The following is an 11292-nucleotide window of genomic DNA, read 5'->3' as shown; positions in this document are numbered from 1 at the left end:
GGGTTGTTGACAGCAGCGTGGCGATGCACTCGCAGGCGCACGACGTGGTGCTGCCGCACCTGCGGGAGCTGGGGCTCGATCCGACGCCGTACACGGCCCAGGTCGACCGGCTCCTCGAGAAGCTGCTGGCCGCCCGCACCCTGCCGCCGGGCCGCCCGCGCCGGCGGCCGGGCAGTCTTCCGGGGCTTCTGTCTCCCGGGCACGCGGTGATCGACTTGCACTGGATATGTGACGTTTGATGTGAACACCGATGTCCTGTCCGGTCGTTTCGGGGCCGGATTCGATCGGTAAGGTGTTCGCATGACTACCGGGGTACGCCGCAGAATGGGAGTCGAGGAGCGGCGGCAGCAGTTGATCGGCGTCGCCCTCGAACTGTTCAGCCGCCGCTCGCCCGACGAGGTCTCCATCGACGAGATAGCGTCGGCCGCGGGCATCTCGCGCCCGCTGGTCTACCACTACTTTCCCGGCAAACTCAGCCTGTACGAGGCCGCGTTGAAACGTGCCTCGGACGATCTGGCGGCCCGGTTCGTGGAGCCGAAGGACGGTCCGCTGGGGGCGCGGCTGCTGCGCATGATGCGCCGGTTCTTCGACTTCGTGGACGAGCACGGCCCCGGTTTCGCGGCGCTGATGCGCGGCGGCCCGGCAGTTGGCTCCTCCACGACCAACGCGCTCATCGACTCCGTACGCCAGGCCGCGTATGTCCAGATTCTTTCGCATCTGGGCGTGGAGAATCCGCCCGCGCGACTGGAACTGGTCGTCCGCTCCTGGATCTCGCTCGCCGAGTCGACGGCACTGATCTGGCTGGACGGCCGACGCATCCCGCGCGCCGAGCTGGAGATGCAGCTCGTGCACGACTTCGCCGCGCTGGCCACCGTGAGCGCCGCCTACGACGAGGAGATGGGTGCGCTGCTGCGCCGCATGATCAAGGACGAGCCGGCCGACGGGCCCTTCAGCAGCCTCGCCGCCCGGCTCATGAGCCTCGCTTCCTAGGCCTCTCCGCCACGCCTCCTGTACGTTCCCTGCGTCTCATTCGTCTCCTACGCGTCGTACTTCCGGTACGAGGCGTCGAGGTCGCGCGTCTCGACGGAGGCGTGCAGCGCGAACCCCTCCGGCTTCGCGTGCTCCCGCACCGCCTCCAGTACGGCCTCGGTGAGCCGCGCCTTGGTCTCCGTGGAGCGCCCGGCGAGCAGCCCGATCATGACGTGCACGACCGCGTGCCCCTCGGCGTCGGGCCCGACCACCGTCAGCTCGGTGCGGCGGAACTGCGTCTTGCAGGCCTCCGGCTTGGCGGCCGCGATCTCCACCACGTGGGTGTGCATGGCCTTGGCGAATCCGGCCCGGTCGAAGGTGTCGGCCAGGGGGGCGGAATAGTCGACGGTGATCTGCGGCATGGGCACTCCTGTTCTACGGCAACGGGGATCACCCTAGTGCCCCGGCAGGCAACGTTCGCCCCGCTCCTTGACGGGCGAACGTTGCCTGTCGCGGCACCTAGTTCCCGAGCTCCCGGAACACCGCGACCGTACGGCCCGGCACGGAGAAGGTGCCCGTGTCCGCCGCGTAGGAGGAGGCCTTCACGACGGCGTCCGCGCCCGAGGCCTGCACCAGGCGCCTGAACATCCGTTGGCTCACGTTGGGCTGAGCAGGTCGACGGCGGCCGGCCGGCTCCGTCGTCAGGATCCGCGGGGGCGTACCGCCAGAGCCTCAACCGGCCTCGGTGACCGGCCGCTCGACGGCATCCGGGCCTGCCCCCAACCGGGCGGCAGGCCCAGCGCCGCGCGAGCCATCAGGCCGTCGTCCACCACACCGTCGTGTCGGCCGGCACCTTCACCTCGCCGTCCGCCTCGCTCACCTCACCGCTGGCGAGCAGCACCCTCCCGTACGCGGGCACGGCCACCGACTCCCCGCCGGTGTTCGCGACGCACACGAACTCCCCGCGCCGGAAGGCGAGCACGCCGTCGGGTGCCCGCAGCCACTGCACCGCGTCGCCCGCCCCCAGGTCGGGCTGCTCGCGGCGCACGGCGAGCGCGGCCCGGTACAGCTCCAGGGTCGAGCCGGACACGCCGGTCTGCGCCTCGACGCTCAGTTCCCCCCAGCCCTCCGGCTGCGGCAGCCAGCTGCCGCCGGCGCCGAAGCCGTACGACGATCCCGTGCGCGTCCACGGGATCGGCACCCGGCAGCCGTCGCGGAAGCCGTCCTGCCCGGCGCCCCGGAAGTACGCGGGGTCCTGGCGCACCTCGTCCGGCAGGTCGACCACGTCCGGCAGACCGAGCTCCTCGCCCTGGTAGACGTACGCCGAGCCGGGCAGCGCCAGCATCAGCAGGGTGGCCGCCCTGGCTCGCCTGAGGCCCACTTCGCGGTCGCCGGCCAGGCAGATCTGGGTGCCCAGGCCGGGCGGGTTGGCGAAGCGGGTGGCGTGCCGGGTGACGTCGTGGTTGGAGAGCACCCAGGTGGCGGGCGCGCCGACCGGGCGCATCGCCTCCAGTGTGCGGTCGATGACGTCGCGCATCTCCTCGGCTTCCCAGTAGGTGCTCAGGTACTGGAAGTTGAAGGCCTGGTGCAGCTCGTCGGAGCGGACGTAGTTCGCGGTGCGTTCGATGGTCGGGGTCCAGGCCTCGGCGACGAAGATCCTCTCCCCCGCGTACTCGTCGAGGACGTGGCGCCACTGCCGGTAGATCTCATGGACGCCGTCCTGGTCGAAGAACGGCATGACATCGTTGCCCAGCAGTTTCACCTGGTCGTGGGAACCCAGGTCCGGCAGCCCTTCCGCCTTGACCAGCCCATGCGCCACGTCGATACGGAAGCCGTCGACACCCATGTCGAGCCAGAAGCGGAGAATCGAGCGGAACTCGTCGCCGACGGCCGGGTGCTCCCAGTTGAAGTCGGGCTGCTCGGGGGCGAAGAGGTGGAGGTACCACTCACCGTCCGGCACGCGCGTCCATGCCGGGCCGCCGAAGATGGACTCCCAGTCGTTGGGCGGGAGTTCGCCGTTCTTCCCCTTGCCGGGCCGGAAGTGGTAGCGGTCCCGGAGCGGAGAGCCCGGACCGTCGGCCAGCGCCCGCTTGAACCATTCGTGCTGGTCCGAGGAGTGGTTGGGCACGAGGTCGACGATGATCCGCAGCCCCAGCTCGTGGGCGTCGCGGATGAGGGCGTCGGCGTCGAGCAGCGTGCCGAACATGGGGTCGACGGCCCGGTAGTCGGCCACGTCGTACCCGGCGTCGGCCTGCGGGGAGGCGTAGAAGGGGCTGAGCCACACGGCGTCCACGCCGAGGTCACGCAGGTACGGCAGGCGGGTGCGGACGCCCTCCAGGTCCCCCATGCCGTCGCCGTTGCTGTCGGCGAAGCTGCGCGGATACACCTGGTAGATCACCGCGTCCAGCCACCAGTCGCGGCGCTTGGCGACGGTGGCGAGGGCGGAGGTCGGTCCGGGGGCCGGTGCGGCGGAGTGCTGCTGGCTCATGTCGTCCTTGGTGCGATGGGGTCCCCCGCTCGAACGAAGTTGAGAGTGGGGGAAGAGTTCGGGTCATGGAGGCGTGCGTAGGGGTGGGGAGCTTGGCGGCCGCGGTGCAGCGGGTCGGATGGACACCGCGGCCGCCACCCGCGCGGCGAGGCGCGGGAACCGGTGTGCGTCGGGGGTCAGCCCTTCGTGCGCCCGCTGTGAGGCCGGTCACCAGGTTCTTCTGCACGAGGTAGAAGAACGCGGACACCGGTATCGCGATCAGGACCGCGGTGGCGGCCATGAGGTTGCGCTGCGCGTCGTGCTCGCTGATGAAGCTCTGCAGGCCGACGGCGAACGTGTACTTGGTGTCGTCGAGCATGAACGTGGTGGCAATGGCGACCTCGCCGAACGCGGTGATGAAACTGTAGAACGCGGCGACCGCCAGACCGGGTTTGGCAACTGGCAGGATCAGCCGCGCGAACGTGCCGAAGGGGGTCAGCCCGTCGACGCGTCCGGCCTCGTCGATCTCGAACGGGATGGTGTCGAAATAGCCCTTGAGCAGCCAGGCACAGTACGGCACCGCGGTCGAGCAGTAGACGAGGACGAGACCAAGGTAGCTGTCGATGAGCTGAAACTCCGACAAGATCTGGTACGTGGGCACCATGAGGACGGCCACCGGGAACATCTGGGTCACCACTGCGCGAAGTCGCGCGGCTGCTGTCCGAAGCCCAGCTGGTAGGCCCAGGTGACGAGGATCTGGGCGTCGACGGCCCACGGCAGGATCAGGATCAGCCGGTAGAGGACCCGGCGGCGGGTCGGTCACCGGTACAGTCCAGGTCTGTGACCACACGGCTTGCCGACATCGCTGCGCAGGCGGGAGTGAGCGAAGCGACCGTCAGCCGGGTCCTCAACGGGAAGCCGGGCGTCGCCGCCACCACCCGCGAGTCCGTGCCGGCCGCTCTCGACGTGCTGGGCCACGAGCGCCCGGTCCGGCTGCGGCAGCGCAGCGAGGGCCTGGTGGGCCTGATCACCCCCGAGCTGGAGAACCCGATCTTCCCGGCGCTGGCCCAGGTCATCGGGCAGGCGCTGACCCGGCAGGGCTACACGCCGGTGCTGGCCACGCAGACTCCGGGTGGCTCGACGGAGGACGAGCTGACCGAGATGCTCGTGGACCGCGCTGTGGCCGGCATCCTCTACGTCTCCGGGCTGCACGCCGACACCACGGCCGCCACGACGCGCTATGACCGGCTGCGCGCCCAGGGCGTGCCGTACGTCCTCGTGGACGGCTTCTCGCCAAAGGTGCAGGCTCCGTTCATCTCCCCCGACGACCGTGCGGCGATGACGCTCGCCGTCACTCACCTGGTGTCGCTGGGCCACACCCGCATCGGCCTTGCCCTCGGCCCCAAGCGTTTCGTGCCCGTGCAGCGCAAGATCGAGGGCTTCGTGCGCACGATGCAGGACCAGCTGGGGCTGAGCGCGGACGCCGTCGAGGAGGAACTGATCCAGCACTCGCTGTACACGCTGGAGGGCGGCCAGGCCGCGGCGACAGCGCTGATCGACCGGGGCTGCACGGCCGGTGGTGTGCGCGAGCGACATGATGGCGCTGGGCGTGATCAGGGCCGCGCGGCAGCACGGTCGAGACGTCCCCGAGGACGTCTCGGTGGTCGGCTTCGACAACTCCCCGCTGATCGCGTTCACCGACCCGCCGCTCACCACGATCCGCAAGCCGGTCCCGGCGATGGGCCAGGCCGCGGTGCGCACATTGCTGGAGGAGATCGGCGGGACTCCGGCGCCGCACAGCGAGTTCGTGTTCATGCCGGAACTGGTGGTGCGCGGCTCCACCGCGTCGGCTCCCGGAGAGCGGGCCCGCCCCTGAGGGATCCCGTCGTTCTCAGGGCGGAGAGCCGCACGTCGGGCCGTGCCCGGGGAGGAGGAGGGGCCGTTTTCGCGTCGTAGAACGTGCGTCCTGAACCAGACCGAGGGATGATCGGTGGGGGAATGCTTTTCTGGCAGACTCTGTGTCTATGGGTGAGACGACCGTGACGACACTGGAAGGCCAGGACAAGGCCGTTCCGCGCCCCGTCGCGGACGAGGACGCGGTCGGGGGCCCACTGCGCCGGCTGCGTCGCCCACGCCGGCCCCGCTTCTGGTTCGAGATCCTTCTGATCGCCGTGAGTTACTGGACGTACTCACTCATCCGCAACGCGGTGCCCGAGCAGAAGGGCGAGGCGCTGCGCAACGCCGACTGGATCTGGCAGCTGGAGCACCATCTCGGCATCGCCGTCGAGGAGTCGGTCAACCACGCGGTGAACGCGGTGACCTGGCTGATCGTCGGCATGAACTACTACTACGCGACCCTGCACTTCATCGTGACGCTGGGCGTGCTGGTGTGGCTCTTCCGCCGCCATCCCGGCCGCTACGCGGCGACCCGGCTGGTGCTGTTCGCGACCACGGGCGTGGCCCTGGTCGGTTACTACCTGTTCCCGCTGGCCCCGCCCCGCCTGATGAACGGCGGCGGCTTCATCGACACCGTCATGATCCACCAGACGTGGGGCTCGATGGCGTCCGGCGACCTGAAGCACATGTCCAACCAGTACGCCGCGATGCCGTCCATGCACATCGGCTGGTCCGTGTGGTGCGGCCTGACGATCTTCATGCTGGCCAGGGTTCCGTGGGTCCGCGTGCTGAGCCTGCTCTACCCGGCGGCCACCCTGGTCGTCATCGTCGCCACGGCCAACCACTTCTGGCTGGACGCGGTGGGCGGCATCCTGTGCCTGGCGTTCGGCTTCCTGGTGGCCCGCCTGTGGTACGGGACGCAGCCGTACGCGCTGCCGAAGCTGGTGGCGGTGCCGCAGCAGAGGCGGCCGAGGGAGGCCGTGGCTGCGGGGGCCGGGAGCCCGCAAGGGGCCGGCAGCCGCGCTCACGTCCCGTAGAACCGCTCCTCCACGACGCCGCGCGCCCGCCGTGCCGTACGCCGGTACGCGTCCAGCATGTCCCCGACGTGTCCGGGGCCGTAGCCGAGGCAGCGGCCCACCGCGGCCAGCTCACGCCCGTCGGACGGGAACGTGTCCCCGGCGCGGCCGCGCACCAGCATCACCGCGCCTCGCACCCGGGTCGCGAGCACCCAGGCCTCGTCCAGGATCGCGGCGTCCTCCTCCGTGAGCAGCCCGGCCGCGCTCGCCGCCGCGAGGGCCTGGCGGGTGCGCGTGGTGCGCAGGCCCGGCTCGGCCCCGCCGTGCCGCAGTTGCAGCAGTTGCACGGTCCACTCGACGTCGGACAGGCCGCCGGGTCCGAGCTTGGTGTGCAGCTTGGGGTCGGCGCCGCGCGGCAGGCGTTCGGTCTCCATCCGGGCCTTCAGACGGCGGATCTCGCGGACGGACTCCTCCGGCAGGCCCTGCGCGGGGTAGCGCAGCGGGTCGATCAGCTCGACGAAGCGGCGGCACAGGTCCTCGTCGCCGGCGACCGGCTCGGCGCGCAGCAGCGCGTGCGACTCCCAGACCAGGGACCAGCGCCGGTAGTACGCCGCGTACGACTTCAGGGTCCGCACGAGCGGCCCGGACTTGCCCTCGGGGCGCAGGTCGGCGTCGATCAGCAGCGGCGGGTCGGAGCTGGGGATCTGCAGCAGACGGCGCATCTCGGACACGACCCGGTTCGCCGCCTCCCCGGCCTCCCGCTCGTCGACCCCGTCGCGCGGCTCGTGCACGAACAGCACGTCCGCGTCGGAGCCGTAGCCCAGCTCGTGGCCGCCGAAGCGGCCCATGCCGATGATCGCGAACCGGGTGGGCAGGGTGTCCCCCCACCCGTCCCGTACGACCGCCCGCAGCGTGCCCGCGAGGGTCGCCGCCGTCAGGTCGGACACGGCACCGCCGACCCGGTCCACGAGCGCGCCCTGGTCGGCCTCGGCGGGCTGCTCCTCGGTGCCGTAGGAGCCGACGATGTCGGCGGCGGCCGTACGGAACAGCTCGCGGCGGCGGACGCCGCGGGCCGCGGTGACCGCCTGTGCCGCGCCGTCGGCCCGGCGGACCGCGGCGAGTATCTCCTGCTCCAGGTGGGCGCGGGAGCGCGGCTCGAGGCCACCCCCGTCGCCGTCCCCGAGCAGCGCCACCGCCTCCGGGGCCCGCATGAGCAGGTCGGGGGCGAGCCGCCCGGCGGACAGCACGCGGGCGAGGTTCTGCGCGGCGGCGCCCTCGTCGCGCAGCAGCCGCAGGTACCACGGCGTCTTGCCGAGCGCGTCGGAGACCTTGCGGAAGTTGAGCAGGCCCGCGTCGGGGTCGGCGGAGTCCGCGAACCAGCCCAGCAGCACCGGCAGCAGCGTCCGCTGGATCGCCGCCTTGCGGGTGACGCCGGACGCCAGGGCCTCCAGGTGCCGCAGGGCGGCGGCCGGGTCGCCGTAGCCGAGCGCGACGAGCCGCTCGCGCGCCGCCTCCGGGCTCAGCCGGGCCTCGCCGGGCGCCAGCTGGGCGACGGCGTCGAGCAGCGGGCGGTAGAAGAGCTTCTCGTGCAGGCGGCGTACGACGGTGGCGTGCCGCTTCCACTCGCGGTTCAGCTCGGCGACCGGGTCGGCGCGCAGGCCCAGCGAGCGCCCGATGCGGCGCAGCTCGGCCTCGTCCTGGGGCACGAGGTGGGTGCGGCGCAGCCGGAAAAGCTGGATCCGGTGCTCCATGGAGCGCAGGAACCGGTACGCCTCGTCGAGCTGGGCGCCGTCCGCGCGGCCCACGTACCCGCCGGCGGCCAGTGCCTTCAGCGCGTCCAACGTGGTGCCGCTGCGCAGGGAGGCGTCCGCCCGCCCGTGCACCAGCTGGAGCAGCTGCACCGCGAACTCGACGTCCCTGAGGCCGCCCGGGGCGAGCTTGAGCTGGCGGTCGATCTCGGCGGCGGGGATGTTCTCGACGACCCGGCGGCGCATCTTCTGCACGTCGGCGACGAAGTTCTCCCGCTCGGCGGCCTGCCACACCAGCGGCTCGACAGCGGCGACGTACTCCTCGCCCAGCTCGATGTCGCCGGCCACCGGGCGGGCCTTGAGCAGCGCCTGGAACTCCCAGGTCTTGGCCCAGCGCTGGTAGTAGGCGAGGTGGCTGGAGAGCGTGCGCACCAGCGGACCGTTTCTGCCCTCGGGCCGCAGATTGGCGTCGACGGGCCAGATGGACCCCTCGACCGTCGTCTCCGAGCAGATCCGCATCAGGTGCGAGGCGAGCTTGGTCGCGGCGCGCAGGGCCTTGCCCTCGTCGGCGCCGTCGACGGCCTCCCCGACGAAGATCACGTCGACGTCGGAGACGTAGTTGAGCTCGTGTCCGCCGCACTTGCCCATCGCGATCACCGCGAGCCGGCACAGCGCGGCGTCGTCGGGCGCGGCGGCGCGGGCGATGGCGAGGGCGGCGCGCAGCGTGGCGGTGGCCAGGTCGGCCAGCTCGGCGGCGCTCTCGGCGACGCCGGTGGTGCCGCACACGTCGCGGGCGGCGATGGACAGCAGGCAGCGCCGGTAGGCGACGCGCAGCGAGACGGGGTCGGTGGCCTCGGCGAGACCGCGTTCGAACTCCTCCACTCCGGGGTGCAGGTCGCGCGGCTCGTACATGACGAGCGCCTGCCAGTCGCTCGGGTGCCGGGCGAGGTGGTCGGCGAGCGCGGCCGAGGCGCCGAGCACGCCGAGCAGCCGGTCGCGCAGCGGCTTGGCCGCGATGACCGTGTCGAGCAGCTCGCGGCGGGCGGTGGGGCCGGGCTGTGCCTCCAGCAGCCGGACCAGCCCGTGCAGGGCGAGGTCGGGGTCGGCGGTGGCGCCGAGCGCGTCGAGCAGGACCGGGTCGTCGCGGACCGGGACGAGGTCGGTGCTGTCCAGGAGGCGCTCGGCGGCCGACGGATCGGTGAAGCCGTGCCGCAGCAGTCGCGTGAAGGTGCTGCTCCTGCGCCCCGGCGCCGCTGTCATGCCCCCGCCTCCCGTCGGACCGTCGGATCAAGGTCGTACGGCCTTGAGCCTAACCGGAGACGTTGCGGGAAGCGCCGATGAGTTCGGCGTGCGGTCCGGGTCGGTACTGGCGGACACTGGCGATGTGGAGGTACGGCGATGATGCAGCCGCATGCCGAGCTGGACCCCCGGTACAGCAGCGAGGGTGCCGCCGCGCCCGCCTGGGCCGACACCGAGGCGCTGCTCGTCGGGGCGGAGCTGTTCTGGATCTCGACGGTACGGCCGGACGGGCGCCCGCATGTCACGCCGCTGCCCGCGGTGTGGTCCGAGGGCGCGCTGCACTTCTGCACCGGTCCCGAGGAGCGCAAGGCGAAGAACCTGGCCGCGAATCCGCACGTGGTCCTGACGACCGGCACCAACCTCTGGAACAAGGGCTACGACCTGGTCGTGGAGGGCGAGGCGCGGCGCGTGGCGGACGAGGGGCGGCTGCGTGAGCTGGCCGCCGCGTGGGAGGCGAAGTACGGCGGTTTCTGGCACTTCGACGTGCGGGACGGGTATTTCCACCACGGTGCCGGGCACGCTGCCGTGTTCTCGGTGGCGCCGCGCGTGGTTCTCGGCTTCGGTAAGGGTGAGCCGTTCAGCCAGACCCGCTGGCGGTTCTCCTGATTCCGGACGTCGACGAAGGAGCCACGCGATGGAGTACACGCTCGAAGTGATCCCGCTGCCGGTGAGCGACATCGACCGGGCCCGCGACTTCTACCGGGACAAGGTCGGCTTCCACGTCGACATCGACCAGGAGGTCATGCCGGGGATGCGGATCGTCCAGCTGACGCCGCCCGGCTCCGGCTGTTCGATCGCCCTCGGCGACAGCATCTGGGAGATGGCCAAGGGCCCGAAGCCGGCTCCCGGCTCGTACCAGGCCCTGCAACTGTGCGTCGCCGACATCAAGGCCGCCCACGCGGAACTCGTCGAACGCGGCCTCGACGTCTCCGAGCCGGTCCAGTACGCCCCAGACGACGGCGCCACGTTCATGTACTTCACGGACCCCGACGGCAACGGCTGGGCGATCCAGGAGTACCGCGTCCGGGCGACGGAGCCGCTGCACCAGCTGCTGGGGGATCTGGCGGGCCAGCGTCAGCGATAACACCGCCATGGAGGGGGCGCTCAGGTGAGCGCCCTCGGGCCGTTCTCTTCCCGTGCGGCCGGGCCCGCGATGCGGGCCTGCCGACGCCGCCCAGCGACTGTCCATGAGGGGGCCGATCTCCGAGGGCACCACGCACTACGTGCGCCGTCAGACCGGCCGGTTTCCGGTGGAAGGCGTTGACGTGACGACGGTGCGGCTGGCCGCCGAGGAAGAAGCCCATCTGCTTGAGGTGGAGCGGCCCGCGGCCGTCGCCGTAATGCTGCACACGGCGTATGACCAGGAAAATCGCCCGCTGGTATGCGAGGAAGGCGTCACGCCGTCCCACGTGTTCGAGCAGATCGACAACTACCCGATGCAGTAAGGAAACTGACGCTCCGCTGGCTGGACCGGTCCACCGGTCCAGTCTCTTTTCAGTGCCGCGCATGTGCCATCGGCGGCGGGCGCGCCATGCCCGCTTCCGGCACAAGGAACCCCGGCGACCGTCCGACCGGTCCCGGGGCGCGTCCAACGCTCATAGAAGCGAAGGCCGCGGGCCTGAACGGTGAGGTCGCGCGGGTCAAGAGGCTCGCTCGGTCCGTCGTGGCTCTGTGCGACCACTACGACACGCTCTCCGGCATCGCCCTGTGCGTGCTCTGCGAGAGCGTGATCGAGGACGGCCACGTAACGGTGCCGTACCACCACGACAGCCACTCCCGAAGCCGGGGCCCGCAGCGGGTTCCACGTGCAACCCCAGCCGGGTCCCGGCTTCCCCGAAGGCCTACGCCGTCTCCCGCTCTGTCGTCGTAGCCGGCGCTGACCGGTCTGTTCGCGGTG

Annotated in this window: 8 protein-coding genes and 4 pseudogenes; 7 read left to right on the top strand and 5 right to left on the bottom strand. The window is 71.4% G+C overall.

Annotated elements, in window-relative coordinates:
* Positions 1-20: 20 nt before the first annotated feature.
* A pseudogene (locus H8R17_RS14480) lies at positions 21-164 on the top strand (metal-dependent hydrolase); the annotation flags it as partial.
* Between the two features lie 136 nt (positions 165-300).
* Positions 301-990, top strand: a complete 690-nt coding sequence (locus H8R17_RS14475) for a TetR/AcrR family transcriptional regulator (RefSeq protein ID WP_187823585.1) — start codon at positions 301-303, stop codon at positions 988-990.
* A 47-nt stretch (positions 991-1037) separates the two neighbouring features.
* Here H8R17_RS14475 and H8R17_RS14470 read toward each other — a convergent pair whose 3' ends face one another.
* The 4 genes and pseudogenes from H8R17_RS14470 to H8R17_RS14455 form a co-directional block, all read right to left on the bottom strand.
* Entirely contained in the window at positions 1038-1391 is a 354-nt protein-coding gene (locus tag H8R17_RS14470; protein ID WP_187823584.1) for a 5-carboxymethyl-2-hydroxymuconate Delta-isomerase, read from the bottom strand.
* Between the two features lie 97 nt (positions 1392-1488).
* Positions 1489-1617, bottom strand: coding sequence for an alpha-1,6-glucosidase domain-containing protein (locus tag H8R17_RS14465; RefSeq protein WP_187823583.1), 129 nt, complete (start codon positions 1615-1617; stop codon positions 1489-1491).
* Between the two features lie 166 nt (positions 1618-1783).
* Complete coding sequence (locus tag H8R17_RS14460; protein ID WP_187823582.1) at positions 1784-3457, bottom strand: glycoside hydrolase family 13 protein; 1674 nt, start codon at positions 3455-3457, stop codon at positions 1784-1786.
* Positions 3458-3638: 181 nt separating this feature from the next.
* Positions 3639-4133, bottom strand: a pseudogene (locus H8R17_RS14455) (ABC transporter permease subunit); the annotation flags it as partial.
* A 143-nt stretch (positions 4134-4276) separates the two neighbouring features.
* Here H8R17_RS14455 and H8R17_RS14450 point away from each other — a divergent pair.
* Positions 4277-5312: pseudogene (locus tag H8R17_RS14450) on the top strand (LacI family DNA-binding transcriptional regulator).
* 148 nt (positions 5313-5460) lie between these two features.
* Complete coding sequence (locus tag H8R17_RS14445; protein WP_187823581.1) at positions 5461-6369, top strand: phosphatase PAP2 family protein; 909 nt, start codon at positions 5461-5463, stop codon at positions 6367-6369.
* Here the strand turns inward: H8R17_RS14445 and H8R17_RS14440 are convergent.
* Positions 6357-9356, bottom strand: a complete 3000-nt coding sequence (locus tag H8R17_RS14440; RefSeq protein ID WP_187823580.1) for a bifunctional [glutamine synthetase] adenylyltransferase/[glutamine synthetase]-adenylyl-L-tyrosine phosphorylase — start codon at positions 9354-9356, stop codon at positions 6357-6359. The genes H8R17_RS14445 and H8R17_RS14440 overlap by 13 nt on opposite strands.
* A gap of 138 nt (positions 9357-9494) precedes the next feature.
* Here H8R17_RS14440 and H8R17_RS14435 point away from each other — a divergent pair, with 138 nt between their 5' ends.
* The 3 genes and pseudogenes from H8R17_RS14435 to H8R17_RS14425 form a co-directional block, all read left to right on the top strand.
* A complete protein-coding gene (locus tag H8R17_RS14435) occupies positions 9495-10001 on the top strand; it encodes a pyridoxamine 5'-phosphate oxidase family protein (RefSeq protein WP_187823579.1) in 507 nt (168 codons plus the stop codon).
* 28 nt (positions 10002-10029) lie between these two features.
* Positions 10030-10479 carry a VOC family protein gene (locus H8R17_RS14430; RefSeq protein WP_187823578.1) on the top strand — a complete coding sequence of 150 codons (450 nt, stop codon included), beginning with the start codon at positions 10030-10032 and terminating at the stop codon, positions 10477-10479.
* A gap of 79 nt (positions 10480-10558) precedes the next feature.
* Positions 10559-10840, top strand: a pseudogene (locus H8R17_RS14425) (UTRA domain-containing protein); the annotation flags it as partial.
* Positions 10841-11292 lie beyond the last annotated feature (452 nt).

It is taken from the genome of Streptomyces sp. TRM68367 (genome assembly GCF_014495685.1).
Lineage (GTDB): Bacteria > Actinomycetota > Actinomycetes > Streptomycetales > Streptomycetaceae > Streptomyces.
The sequence above is the reverse complement of the archived record's forward strand: the minus strand, read 5'-3'. Positions and strand labels throughout refer to the sequence as shown.